The following is a 21,275-nucleotide window of genomic DNA, read 5'->3' on the forward strand; positions in this document are numbered from 1 at the left end:
GTACAGTACTTCAGACTGAACGAGGCAAAGAGCGTATATGTCGAACTTGATAAGTGGGTTCGCTGCCGCCTTCGACAATGCTACTGGAAACAATGGAAGCTGCCGTCGACCCGGGTGAAAAAGCTCGTCAGTTTGGGGACGCCCGACTGGCAGGCTTATCAATGGGGCAATAGTCGTAAAGGCTATTGGCGGCTGAGTCACAGTCCTATCCTGAAACGGGCACTGAACAGCTCTTTACTCAAAAGAGAAGGGTACCTATCCCTTACGGAATTAAGTACCCTTCCAACGTTTTTATTCTGATGTGCCGCCGTATACGGGTCCGTACGTACGGTGGCTGGAGGGGACGGCGCGGCAGAAACCGCGCCTCCTACTCACTTATGATCAGGCTTGGATTATTGACCCATGCCTTGCATTCCATTTTGCATGCCTTCCGATTCGCCCTTCATGTTCTTGCGTTTGAACAGGCCGATATCGAATTTACCGAAGCGGTAGCTGAAGTTAACACGTACCACCTGGGGATCTCTTCTTCTCCAATCCCACTGCGTGAAGCCTTCTGACTCGGAGAACGAATAGAATCGACGCGTACGGAAGATATCGTTCCAGTTAACGGAAACAGTGGCTGTATTCTTCCACAGGGTGAACTCTTTGCGCAGGCCCAGATCGGCACCATAGTTGGCATCGATAAAACCTTGTGTAGAAGAGGGGGCTGCTCCCATGAAGCCGCCGCCACCACCGCCGCCGCCGCGACCACCACCGCCGCCACCACCACTGTTGCTGGTGCTGACAGGTAAGGCGCTCTTGCTGATGTAGTCACCGCTCAGCTGGATGCTGTAGCCTTTACCCAGTTTAAACGTGTTGTTGATCTTGGCTGACCAGCTGGTACGCTCGTTGTCGAGCTGTTGCATCGCTTCGTCGCCATTGATCTTGGAGTAATACACGTTGGTGCTGAAGTTCATATCCCACCACTTGGTCCAGTTGTTACGGAACACCAGTTCCAAACCGCCGGCAAACGCTTCATTCGCATTGATCCAGCTGGTTACGAAAGCAGAGTCGGTATTGAACTTTTCCCAATATTGGTAGCGGGCAATCAGGTTTTCAGTGTATTTACCGAAGATGGTGGCCAGGAAGGTATTGTTCTTGGCTCCGTAGGTCTTCTGGTACGACAGTTCGAGTGAGTGCGTAAACTCCGGTACCAGGTTGGGGTTACCCGTCTGGTAGCTCAATTGGTTCGATACGTCGTAGTTGGGCATCAACTGGAAGAAGTTGGGCCTGTTTACCCGACGGGAGTAATTGACCTGGAGATCCTGCTTGTTTTCGAAGTTACGTGTGATGAATACGCTGGGGAACAGGCTGATGGGGAAACTGTTGGAGTATTCGCCCTTACCTTGTTGTATACCATCGTAGCTGGAGCTCTCTGCACGCAACCCTAACTGGTAGCTCCATTTATCCTTTACCTTCTGGGAGAAGGTAGCGTAACCGGCATATACGTAATCGGTATACTCGAAGTTGTTGCTGAAGTCGGGGTTCTTGATGCCGTTGTAGGCAATGTCCTGCAAGCTTTCCGATTTGCGGATCTGCGCACGCAGACCTGCTTCCCATTTCATGTTCTCGGTGATGGGCTGTACGAAGTCGGTCTGGGCAACGATAAAGCTGTTCTTACCCTTACCGATCGAGTTCTGCACCAGTCCACCGGGCTTGGCAATCGTTTGATCGCGGTCGAGGTAATAGTTGTTGAAGATATTGCTCTCGTTGTCGTTCTTGCTCAGGTTGTAGTTGACATCGGCCGTCCACTCCTGGCCAGCGCGGGCAAACAAGCGCTTATAGCTCAATTGTGTACCGTAGTTGCGGAAGGTGAATTCACCCAGGCTGTTACGGCTTTGGCTGTAGCTGAAATTACTGAGGGAGTCGACCAGGTAGTCTTCTTCGTTATCGTTCTTGAAATTACCGCGTACCAGCGACTGCGATACCGAGATGGTATTGCGGTTGTCGAGGAAATAATCAAGTCCGAAGCGGCCAAAGGCAAAGGAACCACGGTTGGTTTGGTCATTGTCCTGGCGGGTGAAGATGTTGCGGCGAAGGTCAGTTTGCTCCGACCAGCCCCAGCCTATAGACTTCCGTTGGTTGTACATCGCGTTGGCGAATACGTTTACCTTACCCTGACGAACGTTGATATCGCCACCGGCATTGATGCGGGCGCGGGAATCGATACCGGCGCGGATGCTACCATTGTAACCAGCCTTGCGGTTCTTCTTCAGTACAATGTTGAGGATACCAGCCTGACCACCGCTTGCGTCGTATTTGGCGGAAGGATTGGTGATCATTTCCACGCTCTGGATCGCATCAGCAGGGATCTGGTCGAGGGTGAGGGTAGTGGGTCGGCCATCCACAAAGATCTGTGGAGCCGCATTGCGCAGGGTTACGTTACCATCGATATCTACATTCAAAGAAGGTACGTTGCGCATCACATCCACGGCTGTACCGCCTGCGGAGTTGATGTTCTTCTCCACGTTGAATATTTTACGGTCGATACCCATTTCAATCAGGGGTTTGGAGCCGGTAACGGTCACTTCTGCCATCACCTGGGCGTCCTGCTCCAGCTTGAAATTGCCGAGGTCTTTATCGACCGCGTTCATCGCCTGGCTCATATCGCCCTGGCCAAACTTGAGGTCGAAAGATACTTTCTGATCGATGGTCTTATAACCGATGGCGGTGATCTTGAGCCGGAAATTGCCGAAGATGGGCAGGTTCTCCAGGCTAAAATCTCCGTTGCTGCGGGTCAGCATACCGCTTACGATAGAATCTTTGGGTTTTTTAGTAGCAGCGTCCATTTTGGTCATGATCAACTGCACGGAGGCTGCTTCAATCCCTTTATTGGTTTTAGCGTCCTGGATACGACCATAAAAGTGGCCGATACTGGGAACGCCGCCACCGCCTGGCCGGCCGCCACCTGGCGCGCCTCCTCCGGGGAATTGGGCTATGCTACTACTGCACAGAACAGCACATACAACAAATAATAGAAGACTTCTCATACCTGTGGTTAATTATAATTGTAGGGATTAGACGCAAAAGTGGAATAGAACCTGTGACACGGTTATGACATTGTGATGAGTGGCAAAAAGCCTAATAAGTGACCGTCGCCATGACAATGCCGAGTTGGGCCAGACCGATGATCAGCCCCAGGCCGGCCGCAAGTGCGGCAGCTTTGTTGAGGTCGGCGCCTATGGCCTGATAGGCAGCAATTTGTATACTTTCGGAGGTGAAACTACCGACCTTGTCGATAATCACCTGTGCGAGGTCGAGGTCCTGTTGCAGGTTGCCCACATAACTTTTCATCACGGCCGGGAAGATGGTTTCCAGTTCTTTAAGGAATATCTCCTTCAATTGACCAATGGTACGTTCGCCAATAAAAGTGCTGATGACCGGGAACGCTTTGGGAAGACCCTGGCGCAGGAAGTCATCGACATGTACCTCCACCTGGGGCATTATTTTCTGGAGACTTTCGGGGTTGGCCACTTTTTGTTCGAGCAGGCCGGAGGCAAACAATTCCTGGCTGATCTGCCTGGCGATGGTGGCCGTCCACTGGTGACGACGTTTGGGTAAGATCCACGAAAAGAAGAGCCTGGCTGCCAGGTGAATCGTTAGCCAGCCGATGAGGGCTGAGAGAATGGGGATCATTAACCACCAGGGGCTCATAGACTGCTTTTATAAAATGAAGGCGCAAGGTACAGCTATTTTTGGCTTTCGTAGCTGTATCCTGCGCCCCTGGTTGATTTCGGTTTATGATCAGTTAAAAGTGACCACTTTGGCGCTCAAAGATGCGACGAGTGCTTTTAAAGCGGCCGTGCCACCCGCATTGGGCCGCGGTGCATAGGTACTTTTCACTTTGTGGTTGGCATCGAGTAATACGTACCGGGGAATGAATTCGTGGTTCAGGAACTGGTAGAAGGGGGTTGCCTTACCTGTATTGAGCAGGAATTGATCGTTTGTGATGGTATCCTGTGCGGCAGCCGTTTTCCAGGCTGCAGCATTCTTATCGATAGATATATACAAATAGGCTACGCTTTTTTCCTTCAGGTAGGTTTTTGCTTCGGCCGATTGGGAAATATCTTCCCGGCAGGGAACGCACCAGCTCGCCCAGAGGTCGAGGTACACGGCTTTGCCGGCGTATTGTTGCAGGAGGGTACGCAGACTTGTTTCCTGTCCGCCTGTATAAGAAGTGAGGAAAGTTTGATCGAGTACTGCGTCGGGCAACGGTTTGCCGAGGACACGGTAATCAAGGGCTGTTTTGCTGATATAGGCCACATATACGGAGTCTTTCACCTGCTTTTGCGCAGTGACAAACAGCTTTTCCAAGGCAGGTTTATCGGCTGGCAGTTGCTTTTGTGCATAGACGCCCGTCAGGTTGGACAATACATGGTCGAGGGTTTTGCCGGATAATAGCTTTTGGGCATTCGCTGCCAGGCGGCTGATCGTCCAGGCGGTATCACGCCGGTAGCGGAAGATATATTTGGCCAGCGAGGCGTTTTGATAACTGCTGACGTTTGCCAGTAGGTCGCTGTTGAAGAGGAATTGATCTGCCTCCCGGGTGTACGTGGCAAAGGGGAAATCGGCGGGCAAACCGGGTAAGATGGCATAGGTAAGGCGAACGTATTCGTAGTCGATCCAGGCTTTTGCCAGCTGTTGAACGGTGGCTTTCGGCTTTTGGGGCTGCCAATACTGAGTGAGTGAATCAAGCGCAGCGGTCCGCCAGGCATTGAGCGCATTTTGGTAAACATGCGGATCGTTGTACCGACTGTAAGTGGGCAGTAAACGATTGGCAGTAAGGCCCGATACCAGGGCGAAGGACTGCCAGTTGATGGCGTTGCGGCCCTCGAAATGTACTGTACTGGTGGGGCCAGTACCAGTGATCCTGCAGGTGATGCTATCACCAGGCGTCACATACACCATCCAGTTGTTGTGGCCCGATACAATGAATTGTACAAAGCCGGGTGTTTGTTGGGCGAAGGCGAGGTCGATGCGGCCATCGTGCACGGCTGCATCTGTAATTTGTTCTGGTCGCATTTGGGTGAGGAATAAGATGGGCTTGGCGATGGCTACAGTATGGATGCCTTCGGGCACGATGCAGGTGATCTTTACGGAGTCTACCTGGGTGCGGGTGAGTTGGTTATTCTGTGAATCGGGTGCCAAAGCAGCACTGGTCGACGGCTGTTTTTCACCTTCGGCAGCCTGGGATAAAATTGGCCATGTACTTAATAGAGCGCCTAACGCGATGCAAGTCAACGTTTTCATAGTGTGTTTGAGTTATGGCTGTAAAACTAAGAATTTAGTTATAATTATAACTAAGAAGTTAGTTAAAGAAGGGATTAATTTATTGTTGGGGGCGTGGCAGCAGTAGAAAATAAAAAAGCGTCCAGACTTCCATCTGAACGCTTTTTTGGGGTAACCAACCGGGGTCGAACCGGCGACCTTCTGAACCACAATCAGACGCTCTAACCAACTGAGCTATGGCTACCGTAATTGGGAGTGCAAATGTAAAGCAAATATCATTTCCTCCAAAAAAACAGCGCCCTATTTTTTAATGATTGCCAATTTTTTATGCACAAAGTCGGATGATCGTCTCTCATGGCTGATCGGTAGGTGAGGGCGCGCGGGAAATTGATGGGAGTTTGTTATCAACGATCTCCATGACCACCAGCGGATGTCCATTTTGTACGGCAGGTAATTAGCCCTTGTACCATCTATCCTGCTGGTTTTCCCGATCCTCCTGATATTCGGATTTTCAGGCAAAACCGATTGTTAATATTCAATTTAGCTCGCAACAACCCAGCTTAATTATCGTTATTTTTGGTAGCAATGACTAAAGTATTACGTTATATGGTAAAAAAGAAAAACCTGCCCATTGTGCTGATCATATTGGGTGCCGGACTGTTTGTCGCTTTCCGGTCGCTCGGTATTGGTGGTGGAGGGGGTAATCCGCCCGCTACGAAGTATGAAAAGATCCTACGCAACGTCGGCGAAATGCTTTCCGAGATTCACTATAGCCCTAAGAAGATCGATGACAATTTCTCCAAAGAAGTATTCAAGAAGTTCCTGGTCAACCGGTATGTAGACGAATCCAAGAACATCCTCCTGCAATCGGATATTCAGCAGCTGAAGAAATACGAAACCAAGATCGACAACGAGATCCTGGGTGAGCCCGTGCAATTTGTGCCTGCTGTCTCTGAGATCCTCAAAAAGCGTATTCCTGAAACGGAAGCGCTTTACAAAGAACTTCTGAGCAAGCCATTCGAATTCACCAAAGACGAGTCTGTCAACCTTAATACAGAAACGTTGGATTGGCCGAAGAATGAGGCCGAGCGCAAAGAACTCTGGCGCAAACGCCTGAAGTATTATGTACTCGACCGTTATTCGGACCTGATCGATGCCCGCGACAATGCCAAAGGCAAAGACAGTGTAAAAGCCAAGACCGATGCGGAATTGGAAAAAGAAGCACGCGACCGCGTACTCAAGATCATGGACCGCACGTACGAGCGCCTCAAGCTGAAGATCTCCGAGGATGATCGTTTCAACGAATTCGTGAAGACGATCACCGAGTCGATGGATCCCCATACTACGTTCTTCCCACCCGTCGACAAGCGTTATTTCGACGAGCAGATGAGCGGTACCTTTTTCGGTATCGGTGCTTCACTGATCGAATCGGATGGTGGTATCAAGATCGCTACGCTGGTGACGGGCAGTCCGGCCTGGAAATCGGGTCAGATCGCTGTAGGCGACCTTATCCTGAAGGTGGCACAAGGCTCCGCCGAGCCCACCGACCTGGCTGGCTTCTTCGTAGAGGATGCCGTGAAAGTGATTCGTGGTAAACAAGGTACGGAAGTACGCCTCACGCTGAAAAAAGCCGATGGTTCCGTGAAGGTGGTAACCCTCATCCGCGATAAGATCGTCCAGGACGAAACCTTTGCCCGCAGTGCGATCATCAATACAGTAAAAGGCAAGATCGGTTTCATCTACCTGCCCGAGTTTTATGCTGATTTCGAGAACCCGAAAGGTCCCCGTTGTGCGGAAGACGTTCGCAAAGAGATCATCAAATTGAAGGAACAAAAGGTAGATGGCATCGTGATGGACCTGCGCAACAACGGCGGTGGTTCTCTTTTCGATGTAGTACAAATGGTGGGTTTCTTCATCGAAGGTGGCCCTATTGTACAGGTGAAAGACCGGGAAGGCAAACCTACCATCTACCAAGACCGCGATAAATCGGTATTATACGATGGTCCGCTGGCTGTTATGGTCAACGAGTTCAGTGCTTCTGCCTCCGAGATCTTTGCCGCAGCGATCCAGGATTACGACCGTGGTATCATCATCGGTAGCACCACTACTTATGGTAAGGGTACTGTACAACGCAATATTGGTCTGGATAAAACATTGGGTATGCTCAATCCCAACAGCGAACTGGGTACTGTAAAGCTGACCCTGCAGAAGTTTTACCGCATCAATGGTGGTTCTACCCAGCTGCGTGGCGTTAGCTCCGATATCACTCTGCCTGATCTGGCAGAGTACTCCAAGCTCCGCGAAAAGGACAACCCCGACGCATTGCCGTGGGATGAAATTGAGAAAGCCGACTTCAGTCGTTGGAAATACGGCCTGGACCTGGCGCCCATTAAAAAAGCCAGCGACGAGCGTATCAAGACCAATGCTGCCTTTTCACGGATTCAGGCCAATGCAGAATGGTTGTCGAAGCAAAACGATAAAGTATCACCGCTCAGCCTGAAGAAATTCCAGGAAGAGGCCAAACAATCCAAAACCATTGGTAAAGAGATCGACTCGATCAGCAAATCGGCGAAGGAACTCGATGTAGAGGCCCTGAGCGATGACCTGAAGAAGTTTGAGTATGATGCCGGTAAACTGGAGCGTTTCAAAGCCTGGATCAAGAACCTGCGCAACCGCGATATATATCTTGGTGAAGCCGTGAATGTGATCAATGACATGATCATTCAACAGAATGTGGTGTACAACACGGGCGGCGCCAACAAGATCAATTAATCGTATATAATTTAATAGTACAGAACGCTGAATGGCCCCTGCCGTTCAGCGTTCTTTTTTAATATTCACTATTTTTGTCTTCTTACTATCCAACGTTATGACCCTATTAGATCAGTTTAAGCGTATTACGACCTTTGTTTTCGATATGGATGGCGTGTTGACCGACGGCACCGTCTATGTGCTCGATGGGGGGCAGTACCGGCGTATGAACATCAAGGATGGGTTTGCGTTGCAGCTGGCCATCAAAAAGCGGTACCGGGTAGTGGTGATCTCGGGAAGCACCAGCGATCCTGCAGTAGATCGCCTGCACAAGCTAGGCCTGGTAGATATATTTATGGGGGTAAAAGATAAAAAAGCACGGCTGGAGGAATACATGCGGCAGCATGGCCTCCAAGCGGCCGAAGTGTTGATGATGGGCGATGACATTCCCGATTATGAAGTCATGAAGACAGCCGGCCTGGCCTGTGCGCCTGCGGATGCCGTGACGGAGATCAAAGAGGCAGCACATTACATTTCTTTGCACACGGGCGGTATGGGTTGTGTGCGCGATGTGATCGAAAAAGTACTGAAGCTGAACGACCATTGGGACCTTTATACGCATACTGCAAGTATTTAGTACGGGTTTGCTGCCTGGCTACTATCCAATACCGGGGCAAAAAAGATGCTCCTTGCCGGTAAATGCTGGCAATCATTAAATCTCTTGATTATCTTAGTGCCTCATGAAACTTGTGGTCGCATTTTTTCGGTTGATACGCTCGTTGAACCTCGTGTTCATTGCCTTCACCCAGTTGTTGTTTCTGGTTTGCGTGGTCATGCCCGTATTCAGGCAGGCCAATATGCCCTTGCTGATCCCGGTGTACCAGTTCATCTTACTGACCATTGCTTCATTGCTGATCGCGGCAGGGGGCTATATTATCAATGATTATTTTGACCTCAATATCGACCGGGTCAATAAACCGGGCAAACTGGTGGTGGAAAAGGTCATCAAACGTCGCTGGGCCATTTTGTGGCACCTGGTACTTTCCATTGCGGGCATACTGATCAGCACGTTTGTGGCCTGGAAAACACGTGTGTGGTGGCTGGCACCGGCCAATGTGGGGTGCGTGATCGCGCTGTGGTTCTACTCCACGACCTTCAAACGCAAATTACTCAGTGGTAATATCATCATTTCGTTGTTGACGGCGTGGACGGTCATGGTAGTTGGCTTTATGATCCATTACAAGGTGATCAAGTCGCCGGAGGTTCATAGTTTGACGGAAGCCTCGAAGATCATGCGTATTACGTTTCTGTATGCGGGATTTGCTTTTATCATTTCCCTGATCCGGGAAGTGGTCAAAGATATCGAAGACATGGCGGGTGATGAGCGGTATGGCTGCCGCACCATGCCCATTGTGTGGGGCGTCAACGTATCGAAGGTGTTTGCGGCCACCTGGATCATTGTTTTGGTAGCGGCCCTGGTGATCGTACAGGCTTATGTACTTACATTTGCCTGGTGGTGGTCGGCCCTGTATTGTGTAGTACTTATTATCATTCCCCTCCTGGTTATCCTGCGCCGGTTGTACAAAGCCCAGCTGAGCGAGGAGTTTCACCAGGTGAGTAATCATGTGAAGTTTGTCATGCTGACGGGCATCGTGTCGATGATCTTCTTTAAAATCTATTTTACCTGATGGTGCTTCAACGTGTAGTATTGGCCTCGCAATCGCCCCGCCGCAAGCAATTGTTGGAATGGGCCGAGATCCCTTTCGATGTGATCGTACGTTCTACCGATGAAAGTTTTCCGGCCGGCATGCCGGTGGAAACAGTTCCGATACACATCGCCCGCGAGAAAGCGCTGGCTGTACAGCGATGTGACGAGTACCTGAAATACAAGGATAATGCGACGATCATTGCGGCCGATACGGTCGTCGTGCTGGAACAAACCATCATTGGTAAACCGAAAGACCGGGAAGACGCCATCGATATCCTCAGCAGTCTTTCGGGCAAAAGGCACCAGGTGATTACCGGTGTAGTGATCCTCCACGACGGCGACGAAACGGCGTTTGCCGATATTACCGAGGTCTGGTTTCATCCCATTACCACCAGCGAGATCGCTTTCTACGTCGATAAATACCGCCCGTACGATAAAGCAGGCGCGTATGCCATCCAGGAGTGGATCGGTGTTACCGGAATCAAACGGATCAATGGCGATTTCTACAATGTCATGGGCCTGCCGGTAAGCCGTGTGGTACAGGCATTAAAAGCAATATAGCAGTCGGCGCGTTGAGCAGATACTGGTACGAAGCCTGCCCTTGCGGGGATGGTGCATAAATAATCCGGGAAAAATGAGTTCTTCGCAATACGTCCGGAGGATTATTCCGTATATGCTGCAAAAGCCGCTTACCTATGACTGAACGACTGCTCCAGTTTATTTGGCAATTCCAGTATTTCAATAAATCGCAACTCCTGCTTTCCTCCGGTGAGTCCTTTCAGATCTTACATCCCGGCACTTTAAATACCAATCAAGGGCCAGATTTTCTGGCGGCCCGCATACGAATTGGCGACACCACGATCGTTGGCCCCGTAGAGCTGCACATCAAAACTTCCCATTGGTACCGTCACGAACACCAGTATGATCCCAATTATGATAAAGTGATCCTGCATGTAGTGTGGGAGGAAGATCTCGACAGTCGTGCCAGCCCGATTCCGGTGTTGGCATTACAGGAACGTGTGTCCAAATTGTTGTTGCAGCAATACGAAACCTGGATGAACAATCAGTGGTTCATTGCCTGTGGTGAACAGATCGCCGAGGTCAACCCACTGACCTGGTTATCGTGGAATGAACGATTGCTGGTAGAGCGGCTTCAACGTAAATCGGGCTGGGTGATGGATTGCCTGCGGCAAAATAACCAACACTGGGATGAAACCTGCTGGTGGCTGATGGCCCGTAATTTTGGCATGAAAGTGAATGCGGATGTATTTGAGTTGGTAGCACGCAGTATTCCGTTGACCCTACTGGGTAAGTTGCGCGATAAGCCAGATGAATTGGAGGGATTGCTGGCGGGACAGGCCGGTTTATTGGAAAAAGACTTTACTGATGCCTGGCCCCGGCAGTTAAAATATGGATACCAGTTCCAGCAAAAAGCCTATCACCTGCAGCAGGTGCCGCAGGCTTCTGCGTTTCTGCGCATGCGACCGGCGTCGTTCCCGACGCTCCGGCTCTCTCAGTTGGCGATGTTGATCCATCAATCAGGTCATTTGTTCTCGAAATATAAGGAATTAGAATCGATCAAAGATGTTAAAACCCTGCTCGATGTGCAGGCGGCAGCGTATTGGGAGCTGCATTATACTTTTGATCATCTTTCCCCCGCCCGTCCTAAACACCTGGGCGAAAGCATGATCCGCAATGTCATCATCAATACCATCGTGCCCATGGTGTTTGCCTATGGCTACCTCCGGAAAGAGCAGCCTTTCAAAGACAAGGCCCTGCAATGGCTCAACGAATTGCAAGCCGAGGAAAACCAGGTAACCCGTAGTTTCCGCCAGTGCGGCGTGAATGCCACCAATGCTTTCGAATCGCAGGCGCTCCTGGAGCTGAAGGCCCATTATTGCGATCAGAAGCGATGTCTCGACTGTGCGGTGGGGAACGTACTGCTCAAAAAGAATATGACAAGGATGGGAACGGCCACTAAATAGGCAGCAGGCGCATAAGAAAACCCCATTCCGGAATCGTGGGCATTCAGCATGGGGTTTATCAGGTGGCTGTACAGATTTTATGCTGCATCGGTCACCGAATGTCTATTTTACTTACACTTTCAGGGTGATCGTTGCAGGGTTCCAGTTGAACGTCACATTCACGACAATATCCGGGTGAATGCTGTAGATCACCGGGCAGGTATGTGCTGCACGCTCCAGTATTTCCTTTGTTTTTTCGTCTACCACCAGCGTTTCCGGAAAGCTGAAGGTTAAATTGATGCCACTCACCCGGCGCGGATCGGCCGCCATGATCTTCTCACATTCAATCTTCGTATCGGTCAGGTCTACCTCCATATCCCTGGCTTTGATACCCATGATCGTCATCATGCAGGCGCCCAGGGAAGTGGCCAGCAGATCGGTTGGGGAAAAGCGTTCGCCTTTGCCCTGGTTATCTGGTGGTGCATCCGTCTGGATCTGACTGCCTGATTTTAAATGGGAACAAACCGTTCTCAGGTTTCCTTCGTAAACAACAGTAGAGGTCATTATGTGTAATTTTGCCTTAAATTTACGTTGAATAATTAAATCACAGCCGGTGAAGAAACTTGTTTTGTCAATTGTATTAGGACTGATAGCATGTTCAACCTGGGCACAGAACAACCCCGAAGCGAAGTCGCCCACAGCCAGGAAGGATAAAAAAGCGGCCAAAAAAGAGCAGGTAGCCAAACTACTGAAAATGGAAGAGGAGGGAGAGATCATTTTTAACAAACAAAGCATTTTCGGCATCAAATTATCGACCGACGGCTATGGTCTTTCTTACGAATGGGGGCGCTTTAAAAGCAACCGGGTAGCTACTATATTCCAGATAGAATTGAATGAGAAGAAAAGTTCGAAGGAAAAGCGGATCAATAAAACCTACGGTGCCTTCAACGTATCCAGCTATATCTATGGTAAGACCAACAATTTTTACCAGTTGAAATTTGGCATGGGCCAGCAACGGGTGATTGGTGGTAAAGGCAACAAAAATGGCGTAGCAGTGATGGCAGTATATGCTGGTGGTGTTTCGCTGGGCTTCCAGAAACCGTACCTCGTAGATGTCGATAAAAATGGCGAACGTGTTCGCTCCACATACCCCACGATCATCGATTCCAACTACAAGGAGATTGGTGCTGCCGGATTTACGACAGGCTGGAATGAAGTGAAATTCCGTCCCGGAGCCCAGGCCAAAGTAGGGATGCGGTTCGATTTTGGCCGTTTCAATGAAACGGTTAGCGCCGTGGAAGTGGGTGTTGGGGCCGAATATTATCCCCAAAAGGTATCCCAGATGGCCTACAACAAGGAAAAGACGTTTTTCTTCAACGGATATGTCACCCTGCTCCTCGGCAAGCGAAAATGACACCAAAGTGATGTATTTTTGTCGCCGCAGCCACCGGCTGCCGATATTGAACAACTGCTTGCTATAAGTTGTTGATACAGATCACTGAAAGACAAAATATGCAGGAATTACCGATTATTAATACCGTACCCGAAACCGCTAAGATCAAGAAACCCAATTGGCTACGGGTAAAATTACCTACCGGCGAGAATTACAAGCATGTTCGTGGACTGGTGGATACGCATAAGCTGCACACCATCTGTGAGAGTGGCAACTGTCCCAATATGGGAGAGTGTTGGGGAGAAGGTACGGCCACTTTTATGATCCTGGGTAATGTTTGTACCCGCAGCTGTGGATTTTGTGCGGTGGCCACCGGCCGCCCCGAGGCGGTAGACTGGGATGAACCTCAGCGCGTGGCAGAAGCGATTTACCTGATGAAGGTAAAACATGCCGTGGTGACCTCCGTTGACCGCGACGAATTGAAAGACGGCGGCAGCATCATCTGGTACAATACCATCAAAGCGATCAAGTCGCTCAATCCCGCTACCACACTCGAAACCCTCGTGCCTGATTTCAAAGGCCAGCAGGAAAATATACAGCGTATCATAGAAGCAGCGCCGGAAGTGGTGTCGCATAACATCGAAACGGTGGAAAGGCTTACCCGCCAGGTACGTATCCAGGCTAAATACCGCCGCAGCATGGATGTCTTGAAAGTGTTGAAAGAAGGTGGCATGCGTACCAAAAGCGGTATCATGCTGGGGCTGGGTGAAGAAAAAGAAGAAGTACTGCAAACCCTGCGTGACCTGCGCAACAGCGGTGTAGATGTGGTGACCATCGGTCAATACCTGCAACCTACCCGTAAGCACCTGCCGGTACAACGGTTTGTACATCCCGATGAGTTTGCTGCTTTCCGGGAGGCTGGTTATGAAATGGGTTTTGATTATGTTGAAAGTGGTCCTTTGGTACGTTCCTCTTACCACAGCGATAAGCACGTGATACCCGGTTATGGCGTCTCTACCTGGAAGCTGCAAAAGCAACAGGTGCTGGCCTAGTATTCGATCAACACATTATAAGATCCTTTTGAAAAAGAAATTATTGCTCGGGAGCATACTCATATTGGCGTATGCTCCTTTTTCTTGGGCGCAACTCAATTGGCGGCGGGTAGATAGTGGATTTGGCAGATTGCCATCGGGCCTGCAGATCTATAAGACGACCGACTCGCTCAATGGTCGCCCCTTTGTCGCCTATTGTATTGTGGCCAACCTGAAAGACCGTAAACTGGAATTTACCACACAGGTAGGAGAGGGACAACGGTATACACCCAGTCAATTCTATGAAAAGGAAAAGCAACCGCTGCTCGTCATGAACGGCACCTTCTTCTCCTTTGCCACCAATCAAAACCTGAATGCGGTGATGCGCGACGGCAAGCTGGTAGCCTACAATCAGCCGGCCATGCAGCAAAAAGGCACCGATTCCTTTTATTATCCTACCCGCAGTGCCTTTGGAATCACGAAGCATCGCGGTGCCGATGTAGCCTGGTTGTTTACCGATACGGCCCAACGTTGGCCATATGCCTTCCAGGAGCGGCCTATCCTGGCAAAAGGCACCAATCCCGATCCATCGTTTGCGGACCTCAATACCCTCGATCAGTGGCGTTGGTGGAAAATGCAAACCGCTATCGGCGGTGGACCTGTATTGGTAAAAGATGGGTTGGTACGGGTGACGAATGAAGCGGAGCAGATGTTCGTGAATGGAGAAAAAGACCTGCATCCGCGTACGGCCATGGGCTATACAGCCAAGCGCCAGCTGATCATATTAGTGGTGCAGGGACGATTTCCGGGAGTTGCTGAAGGGGTAACGCTGGCCGAAGAAGCCAAAATACTGGCAGACCTGGGTTGTGTGGAAGCCTTGAACCTCGATGGCGGCGGCAGCAGCTGTGTACTGGTCAATGGCAAGGAAACCATCCAGCCGTCCGACAAAACAGGGCAACGATCCGTGCCGGGTGTGTTCATTATTCGTGAGCAACCGAAAAAGAAAAAGAAATAATTAGAGCAAGTTACTGGCGGGTGAATACCCTCGTTTCCCCGCTGACGAATTGAGAGGGTCTGGGCTGTCCCGGAGGAGGCAGGGCCATCTTGATCCTGCCATCGCGCAGGTAAGTAAATAACCCCAGGGAGCGTTCTACTTCTACCTGCTTTTGTTTCTCAATACGGATGGTAATGACGTCGATGGTAAAGAAGTTGTTTAGCCGCCCTACTTTGTAACGCCAGAAAGTCTTGCCTTCCGACTGTTCACCAGGATGGCCGCCTATTTCCGGCTCATCGGTCTGGATGAATGACAAAAATCCATCCTTAAAAAAGATGAAACCCTTTTTATCCTTTTCGAGCATCGAACGCCAGGTACCAGTAAGGTCGGTACTATCACGTTGTCCGTAAACAAACGCACTGATGATCAAAGAGGCGAACAGGATAAAAGAGGATTTCATATATAAAGCAGTTGTGTAAATACAACGTTAAGCCAAGCTGGTCTTCATCTCCCAAACCAACGCACTGGCGCCCAGGATCGCGGCGTCAGCTTCCTTCAGTTCAGAGAAAAGCAGTTTGATCTTGTTCTGGAAAATAGGCAGCATGTTCTTTTCCATGGTCTCCTGCGTTGGCTTCAGGATCAGGTCGCCCGCCTTGGTCATCCCGCCAAACAGGATGATGGCCTCGGGAGACGAGAACATGACGAAATTGGCCAAGGCCAATCCGAGTACCTTACCGGTAAACTCATATACTTCCTGTGCCAGTTTATCGCCTTCTATCGCGCAGTCATATACTACACGGCTATCGATGGCTTCTTTGGCATAATTGCGCAACAGGCTGTCGCGCTGAGGTGCTTTATCGAGGAATTCAAGCGCAGTCAATGCTACACCCGTAGCCGAAGCATACGCTTCGAGCGAGCCGTGCAGTCCAGTGCCCTTGTGTAAACGTCCGTCAGGAATGATCGTGGTATGCCCCAGTTCACCGGCAAAGCCATCGTGACCATAGATCAGCTGACCGTTGGCAACGATACCACTACCTACACCCGTACCGAGTGTGATCATGATGAAATCCTTCATGCCGCGTGCTACGCCATACATCATTTCGCCGACCGCAGCTGCGTTGGCGTCATTGGTCAGAGAAGCGGGTACACCAAATTTGTCGGTAACCAGTTGCGTCAGGTGGATCACTCCTTTCCAGGGCAGGTTGGGAGCGTACTCGATGGTACCATTGTAATAGTTGCCATTGGGCGCGCCGATACCGATGCCTTTGATCACGTCGATACCGCCTACTTCCTTGATGGCAGGCATCAGGGCTTCGTACAACTCGTCGATATAGTCATTGACGTTATTATGCTTCCTGGTAGAAATGGCACCCCGGTATGAGATGTCACCACGATGATCTACGATGCCGAATACGGTATTGGTACCACCAATGTCGATGCCGATTGCAAGCTCTTGCTTTTGACTGATTGCCATGAGTTTATATTCTAAAAAAAGGTCCCGCTTGGGAGCGGGACGCAATGTACAAATTATTTCTGTTGATTAGTGGCCTCCGGAGCCTTCCAGTTTGTCGTAGTCGATGCCCTGTGTTTTCAGGATCGATTTCGCTTTGATCGCATAGAAAGCGAGGTAGGCGAAACACAGTACACCTACGATGAACGAAGCCTGAATGCCGATCACACCAGGACCTGCCAGCCAGCCTTGCAACAAGCTCAGGATACCACCGCCCATGATCATCATGATGAGGTAGCTCGAGCCGGCGTTGGTATGGCGGCCCAATCCCGCAATGGCCAGCGTAAAGATACAAGGCCAGAGGGTAGAGCAGAACAGACCCACGCTGGTGAAGGCATACACACTGATCATACCATCGGAGAACATACCGATCAGCAACGCAGCGATGCCAAAGGACGACAGGATCAGCAACTGGCGGGCCGGGTTGCCCTTGCTCAGCAGGTCGGCGATGATGAGCGCCAGGATGATGACGGGATAGATATAGAAAGGGGTAATGTCGTGATTGGCGATCACATTGATCAGCAGGAACACGCCGAATGCCAGGTAAGGCATCACGAAACGCAGGATCGATTTAACACCACTGCTCAGGTTGAAGGCACCTACCGAGGCCGTCCAGCGACCCATCATCAGGCTCGCCCAGTACAGGGATACATAAGGAGCTACCTTCTCAGCCGTGAAGGGCAGGCCTTCCGGCGTCTTCAGGTGTTCTTCCATAAACTGGGGCAGGTTGGCGGCAGTAGCCACTTCCACACCGACATACACGAAAATGCCGATCATACCCAACACGAGTTGCGGGTAATTCATCGGGCTTTTGCGGGGCAGGGTAGCGGCATAGTCCGTTAAAGAAGCGTCTTTGGGTGCTTCTTCTACGCTATCGATCTTATTGGGAACCGAGGAGAATTTAAAAATGAGGGCTACGATCACAAAAGCCGCACCCAATACGAGGTAAGGTATTTTTACAGCACCGATATCGGCCACGGTATTTTTGCTGGTAACCGATCCGAAGATCGCAAAGCTCACCAGTACGGGACCCAGGGTGGTGCCAAAATTATTTACACCACCGGCCAGGCTAAGTCGTTGGGCACCCGTTTTGGGATCGCCCATCACAATGGCCAGGGGGTTGGCGGCTGTTTGTTGCAGGGAGAAACCGAGGCCCACAATGAACAGGCCCGAGATCATCAGCGGAAAGGATTCACTTTCGGCTGCCGGGTAAAACAACAGGGTACCCAATGCCGAAATGATCAGACCAATGGCAATACCATTCTTATAACCAATCTTATTCAGTAAGTCGCCACCCACAGCCTTGCTCCAGCCCACATAGATCAGGGAACCTACTGTATAAGCCACATAAAAGGCGAAAGCGACCATTTGCGCCTGCCAGGGCTCCAGATGCAGTTTTTCGCGAAACACAGGGATCAGGATATCATTGCTGGCAGCAACAAATCCCCAGAAGAAGAAAACCGAGACCAGTACTCCGAACTGGGACCATTTGGTGGGTTTAGACATGCAATACCGTTTTAGCTAATTTGATTAAAATTGGTTAAAAGTAAATGTTTTTTGCTTTGACAGCTAGGGTGGCCCAAAATTTATACAAGGCGCCCCGGGCACTAGTGTCGCAAATGTAGCTTTTGTAATGATACTGCAACCTGCTGATGATCACACATAAGCATTCTTTTGCCTTTTTTAAGCCTTGTGCAACAATGAATCAAAATCCTTCCTAAATTGACAGGGATTTATGCACACCAATTAGTTGAAACAGCATGGAGATCTTACACGTCAGCGCAGAATGTTACCCGGTGGCCAAAGCAGGGGGATTGGGAGATGTGGTGGGTGCGCTACCAAAATACCTCAACGAAGCAGGGCATATCGCCAAAGTGGTGATGCCCATGTATCGAACAAAATTCCTGTATCAGAACGACTGGGATGTGGTACACAAGGGCAATACCAACCTGGGCAACTGGTGGTTCGATTTTACCATTATTAAAGAAAGACATAATAAACTCGGGTTCGATCTGTACCTGGTAGATATCAATGGACTGTTAGACCGGGAAAAAGTATACGGCTACGACGACGATACGGAACGCTTTACCGCCTTCCAGATCGCCGTACTGGACTGGGTCAGTGCCTGGCAACATCATCCCGATGTGATCCATGTACACGATCACCACACAGCGCTGATCCCCTTCATGCTGAAGAACTCCATCAAATACCGGCCGATTGCCGGCATCCGGACCGTACTGACCATCCACAATGCCCAGTACCAGGGCTGGATGAGCTGGGCACAAGGCATCTTCATCCCGACCTACGACATGTGGCAATGGGGGCTTTTGGAATGGGACAAGACCATCAATCCGCTGGCCTGTGGCATCAAATGTGCCGACAAGGTCACCACCGTGAGCCCCAGCTACCTCGAAGAGCTTAAATACGTGAGCAACGGGCTCGAGGCACTGTTTGAATACGAAAAAGGCAAGTGTTACGGTATATTGAACGGCATCGACGTCAAGGTTTGGGATCCGCACAGCGACGAATACCTCACCCACCGCTATGGGCTGGAGGATTTGGAGGCAGGCAAGGCCAAGAATAAGATGCAGCTCTGCGACCAGTTTTCGCTCGATTTCGACAAACCCCTCATCGGGTTTATCGGCCGGCTGGTAGGAGAGAAGGGGGCCGATCTGTTGCCCCAGGCTATCCGCGACTCGCTCATGCACATCGGGCGTCGCATGAACTTCTTAATATTGGGTAGCGGATTTCCCGAGGTGGAAGCTGCCCTGTCTGCGCTCAAACCCCTCTCGCAATACGATTACAATGTCTTCATTGGCTACAATGAAGGACTCAGTCATACTATGTACGCCGGCATGGATTTTCTGCTCATGCCTTCGCGGGTAGAGCCCTGCGGCCTCAACCAAATGTACTCCATGCGCTATGGAACGGTGCCGATGGTACGCCGTACCGGTGGACTGAAAGATACCGTGATCGACTATGGCGATCCGGGAGGATATGGTATTTGCTACAACAACACAAGTGTAGGCGATATTACCCATGCCATCTGGCGGGCAACGGAATTGTATCACCAGAAGGACACCGTAAAAAGGATTCGCAGGCAGATGATGCAGCTCGATTTTAGCTGGGAGTCCAGTGTTCAGCAGTATGTCGACGTTTACCAGGCAGCATTGGTATAAACATTATAGCCATAAAGCTGTTGTACCAGCATCTTATCGTTGCAAAAAAAGGATAGAATAGCACTGATCAAATATAAAAACCCGACAAATATGAGTAAACAAGTGATTGCAGTCATATTGGGTGGAGGAGCCGGCACCAGGTTGTACCCCCTTACTGCCAGCCGTTCCAAGCCTGCCGTGCCGATTGCTGGTAAGTATCGCCTGGTAGACATCCCTATTTCCAATTGTATCAACTCCGGTATCAACCGCATGTTCGTGTTGACACAATTCAACTCTGCCTCGCTCAACAAGCACATCAAGAACACGTACCACTTCAGTATTTTCAGCAGTGCGTTTGTTGATATCCTGGCAGCGGAGCAAACACCAGACAACCCGTCCTGGTACCAGGGTACCGCCGATGCCGTACGGCAATCGCTGCGCCACCTCAATCAGCATGAATGTGAATATGTACTCATTCTGTCGGGCGACCAGCTGTACCAGATGGACTTTCAGAAAATGCTGCAGAACCACAAGGATAGCGGGGCCGATATTTCCATCGCTACCATCCCGGTACCTGCCCGCGAAGCATCTGACTTCGGCATACTGAAAGCCGACGAGAACAACCTGATCACCTCCTTCATTGAGAAGCCTAAGAAAGAATTGCTGCCCGATTGGTCGAGCGATACCGGTCCCGAAATGGAAGCGCAGGGCAAAGTATACCTGGCCTCCATGGGTATTTACATCTTCAACAGGAAGCTACTCAACGACCTGCTGTTGGATGTATACAAGGATTGCACAGACTTCGGTAAAGAGATCCTGCCCGGATCCCTGCAGAACTATAAAGTGGCCAGCTACCAGTACGATGGTTACTGGACCGATATCGGCCACATCTATTCCTTCTTCGAGGCCAACCTGGCCCTGACGCAGGATATCCCGCCCTTCAACCTGTTCGACAACTCCAACGCGGTGTATACCCGTGCGCGGATGTTGCCGCCGGCGAAGATCAGCGGTACTACCCTCGAAAAAGCCATCATCTCAGAAGGCTGTATCATCAATGCCAGCCGCATCGAGCACAGTGTGATCGGTATTCGTAGCCGCATCGGTTATGGTACCACCATCGTGAGCAGCTACCTGATGGGTACCGACTATTACGAAACGATTCCCGAGATGTCACATGCCACCGAACGTGGCCTGCCCACACTCGGCATCGGTGACCGTTGTTACATCAAAAATGCCATCATCGACAAGAACTGCCGGATTGGTAATGATGTACGCATCAACGGGCACGATCAGCTGGAAAGCACCGATCATTCGCTCTATACCATCAAAGATGGTATCGTAGTCGTGAAGAAAGGGGCCATCCTGCCTGATGGATTTGTGATCTAACAGCGCGTTACAAACTATATTGAAAAAGTCGCCCCCGGGCGGCTTTTTTTTATGTCCGACAGCGTAGAACCTATCATAGATGCCGCTAAAGCTCTTGCCGGGGTTTTCGGAA

Annotated in this window: 18 protein-coding genes and 1 tRNA gene; 11 read left to right on the plus strand and 8 right to left on the minus strand. The window is 50.4% G+C overall.

The genetic code is table 11. The annotated features are described in order from the left end of the window. A partial coding sequence (locus P2W70_RS09890) for a group II intron maturase-specific domain-containing protein (protein WP_276481285.1) occupies window positions 1-300 on the plus strand: 300 nt, incomplete at its 5' end. A 92-nt stretch (window positions 301-392) separates the two neighbouring features. Here the strand turns inward: P2W70_RS09890 and P2W70_RS09895 are convergent. The 4 genes from P2W70_RS09895 to P2W70_RS09910 all read right to left on the minus strand — a co-directional run bounded on the left by P2W70_RS09895 (window position 393) and on the right by P2W70_RS09910 (window position 5,512). Further along, a complete protein-coding gene (locus P2W70_RS09895) occupies window positions 393-3,029 on the minus strand; it encodes a TonB-dependent receptor (protein WP_276481286.1) in 2,637 nt (878 codons plus the stop codon). 91 nt (window positions 3,030-3,120) lie between these two features. Then, window positions 3,121-3,693: a DUF445 domain-containing protein gene (locus tag P2W70_RS09900; protein WP_276481287.1), complete on the minus strand. Its 573-nt coding sequence runs from the start codon at window positions 3,691-3,693 to the stop codon at window positions 3,121-3,123. Between the two features lie 90 nt (window positions 3,694-3,783). Continuing rightward, a complete protein-coding gene (locus P2W70_RS09905) occupies window positions 3,784-5,289 on the minus strand; it encodes a TlpA family protein disulfide reductase (protein ID WP_276481288.1) in 1,506 nt (501 codons plus the stop codon). Between the two features lie 146 nt (window positions 5,290-5,435). Continuing rightward, window positions 5,436-5,512: transfer RNA gene (locus P2W70_RS09910), tRNA-His, on the minus strand. Window positions 5,513-5,853: 341 nt separating this feature from the next. On the opposite strand from P2W70_RS09910, the gene P2W70_RS09915 reads away from it, so the two are divergent. The 5 genes from P2W70_RS09915 to P2W70_RS09935 all read left to right on the plus strand — a co-directional run bounded on the left by P2W70_RS09915 (window position 5,854) and on the right by P2W70_RS09935 (window position 11,712). Then, the gene (locus P2W70_RS09915; protein ID WP_276481289.1) at window positions 5,854-8,040 is read left to right on the plus strand and encodes a carboxy terminal-processing peptidase; all 2,187 of its coding nucleotides are present in this window, start codon (window positions 5,854-5,856) and stop codon (window positions 8,038-8,040) included. A gap of 97 nt (window positions 8,041-8,137) precedes the next feature. Beyond that, window positions 8,138-8,656, plus strand: coding sequence for a KdsC family phosphatase (locus P2W70_RS09920; protein ID WP_276481290.1), 519 nt, complete (start codon window positions 8,138-8,140; stop codon window positions 8,654-8,656). Between the two features lie 103 nt (window positions 8,657-8,759). After that, window positions 8,760-9,707 (plus strand): geranylgeranylglycerol-phosphate geranylgeranyltransferase, encoded by a 948-nt coding sequence (locus P2W70_RS09925; RefSeq protein ID WP_276481291.1) that lies wholly within the window; start codon window positions 8,760-8,762, stop codon window positions 9,705-9,707. Continuing rightward, window positions 9,707-10,288 carry a Maf family protein gene (locus P2W70_RS09930; protein ID WP_276481292.1) on the plus strand — a complete coding sequence of 194 codons (582 nt, stop codon included), beginning with the start codon at window positions 9,707-9,709 and terminating at the stop codon, window positions 10,286-10,288. The genes P2W70_RS09925 and P2W70_RS09930 overlap by 1 nt, the downstream gene beginning before the upstream one ends. 134 nt (window positions 10,289-10,422) lie before the next feature. Then, window positions 10,423-11,712 carry a DUF2851 family protein gene (locus P2W70_RS09935; protein ID WP_276481293.1) on the plus strand — a complete coding sequence of 430 codons (1,290 nt, stop codon included), beginning with the start codon at window positions 10,423-10,425 and terminating at the stop codon, window positions 11,710-11,712. Between the two features lie 111 nt (window positions 11,713-11,823). Here P2W70_RS09935 and P2W70_RS09940 read toward each other — a convergent pair whose 3' ends face one another. Continuing rightward, window positions 11,824-12,255 carry an OsmC family protein gene (locus tag P2W70_RS09940; protein ID WP_276481294.1) on the minus strand — a complete coding sequence of 144 codons (432 nt, stop codon included), beginning with the start codon at window positions 12,253-12,255 and terminating at the stop codon, window positions 11,824-11,826. 49 nt (window positions 12,256-12,304) lie between these two features. On the opposite strand from P2W70_RS09940, the gene P2W70_RS09945 reads away from it, so the two are divergent. The 3 genes from P2W70_RS09945 to P2W70_RS09955 all read left to right on the plus strand — a co-directional run bounded on the left by P2W70_RS09945 (window position 12,305) and on the right by P2W70_RS09955 (window position 15,130). Then, window positions 12,305-13,105, plus strand: coding sequence for a hypothetical protein (locus P2W70_RS09945; RefSeq protein WP_276481295.1), 801 nt, complete (start codon window positions 12,305-12,307; stop codon window positions 13,103-13,105). Window positions 13,106-13,203: 98 nt separating this feature from the next. Further along, window positions 13,204-14,136, plus strand: a complete 933-nt coding sequence (gene lipA, locus P2W70_RS09950; protein ID WP_276481296.1) for a lipoyl synthase — start codon at window positions 13,204-13,206, stop codon at window positions 14,134-14,136. A gap of 28 nt (window positions 14,137-14,164) precedes the next feature. Next, window positions 14,165-15,130 (plus strand): phosphodiester glycosidase family protein, encoded by a 966-nt coding sequence (locus P2W70_RS09955; RefSeq protein WP_276481297.1) that lies wholly within the window; start codon window positions 14,165-14,167, stop codon window positions 15,128-15,130. A gap of 10 nt (window positions 15,131-15,140) precedes the next feature. Here P2W70_RS09955 and P2W70_RS09960 read toward each other — a convergent pair whose 3' ends face one another. From P2W70_RS09960 to P2W70_RS09970, 3 genes are all read right to left on the minus strand, one after another. After that, window positions 15,141-15,569 (minus strand): hypothetical protein, encoded by a 429-nt coding sequence (locus P2W70_RS09960; protein ID WP_276481298.1) that lies wholly within the window; start codon window positions 15,567-15,569, stop codon window positions 15,141-15,143. A 27-nt stretch (window positions 15,570-15,596) separates the two neighbouring features. Further along, window positions 15,597-16,583 (minus strand): ROK family protein, encoded by a 987-nt coding sequence (locus P2W70_RS09965; RefSeq protein WP_276481299.1) that lies wholly within the window; start codon window positions 16,581-16,583, stop codon window positions 15,597-15,599. 66 nt (window positions 16,584-16,649) lie between these two features. Next, the gene (locus P2W70_RS09970) at window positions 16,650-18,125 is read right to left on the minus strand and encodes an MFS transporter (protein ID WP_276481300.1); all 1,476 of its coding nucleotides are present in this window, start codon (window positions 18,123-18,125) and stop codon (window positions 16,650-16,652) included. A 254-nt stretch (window positions 18,126-18,379) separates the two neighbouring features. Here P2W70_RS09970 and P2W70_RS09975 point away from each other — a divergent pair, with 254 nt between their 5' ends. Both P2W70_RS09975 and P2W70_RS09980 read left to right on the plus strand, forming a co-directional pair. Further along, entirely contained in the window at window positions 18,380-19,798 is a 1,419-nt protein-coding gene (locus P2W70_RS09975; RefSeq protein ID WP_276481301.1) for a glycogen synthase, read from the plus strand. A 90-nt stretch (window positions 19,799-19,888) separates the two neighbouring features. After that, window positions 19,889-21,163 (plus strand): glucose-1-phosphate adenylyltransferase, encoded by a 1,275-nt coding sequence (locus P2W70_RS09980; protein ID WP_276481302.1) that lies wholly within the window; start codon window positions 19,889-19,891, stop codon window positions 21,161-21,163. Window positions 21,164-21,275: the final 112 nt, after the last annotated feature.

Source organism: Paraflavitalea pollutisoli, from assembly GCF_029360705.1.
Taxonomy (GTDB): Bacteria; Bacteroidota; Bacteroidia; order Chitinophagales; family Chitinophagaceae; genus Paraflavitalea; species Paraflavitalea pollutisoli.

Coding starts and splice junctions, on each gene's coding strand:
- P2W70_RS09965 (WP_276481299.1), bottom strand. CDS start 16,583: ATGGCAATCAGTCAAAAGCAAGAGCTTGCAATCGGCATCGACATTGGT.
- P2W70_RS09900 (WP_276481287.1), bottom strand. CDS start 3,693: ATGAGCCCCTGGTGGTTAATGATCCCCATTCTCTCAGCCCTCATCGGC.
- lipA (WP_276481296.1), top strand. CDS start 13,204: ATGCAGGAATTACCGATTATTAATACCGTACCCGAAACCGCTAAGATC.
- P2W70_RS09920 (WP_276481290.1), top strand. CDS start 8,138: ATGACCCTATTAGATCAGTTTAAGCGTATTACGACCTTTGTTTTCGAT.
- P2W70_RS09970 (WP_276481300.1), bottom strand. CDS start 18,125: ATGTCTAAACCCACCAAATGGTCCCAGTTCGGAGTACTGGTCTCGGTT.
- P2W70_RS09980 (WP_276481302.1), top strand. CDS start 19,889: ATGAGTAAACAAGTGATTGCAGTCATATTGGGTGGAGGAGCCGGCACC.
- P2W70_RS09935 (WP_276481293.1), top strand. CDS start 10,423: ATGACTGAACGACTGCTCCAGTTTATTTGGCAATTCCAGTATTTCAAT.
- P2W70_RS09975 (WP_276481301.1), top strand. CDS start 18,380: ATGGAGATCTTACACGTCAGCGCAGAATGTTACCCGGTGGCCAAAGCA.
- P2W70_RS09895 (WP_276481286.1), bottom strand. CDS start 3,029: ATGAGAAGTCTTCTATTATTTGTTGTATGTGCTGTTCTGTGCAGTAGT.
- P2W70_RS09960 (WP_276481298.1), bottom strand. CDS start 15,569: ATGAAATCCTCTTTTATCCTGTTCGCCTCTTTGATCATCAGTGCGTTT.
- P2W70_RS09915 (WP_276481289.1), top strand. CDS start 5,854: ATGACTAAAGTATTACGTTATATGGTAAAAAAGAAAAACCTGCCCATT.
- P2W70_RS09940 (WP_276481294.1), bottom strand. CDS start 12,255: ATGACCTCTACTGTTGTTTACGAAGGAAACCTGAGAACGGTTTGTTCC.
- P2W70_RS09930 (WP_276481292.1), top strand. CDS start 9,707: ATGGTGCTTCAACGTGTAGTATTGGCCTCGCAATCGCCCCGCCGCAAG.
- P2W70_RS09925 (WP_276481291.1), top strand. CDS start 8,760: ATGAAACTTGTGGTCGCATTTTTTCGGTTGATACGCTCGTTGAACCTC.
- P2W70_RS09905 (WP_276481288.1), bottom strand. CDS start 5,289: ATGAAAACGTTGACTTGCATCGCGTTAGGCGCTCTATTAAGTACATGG.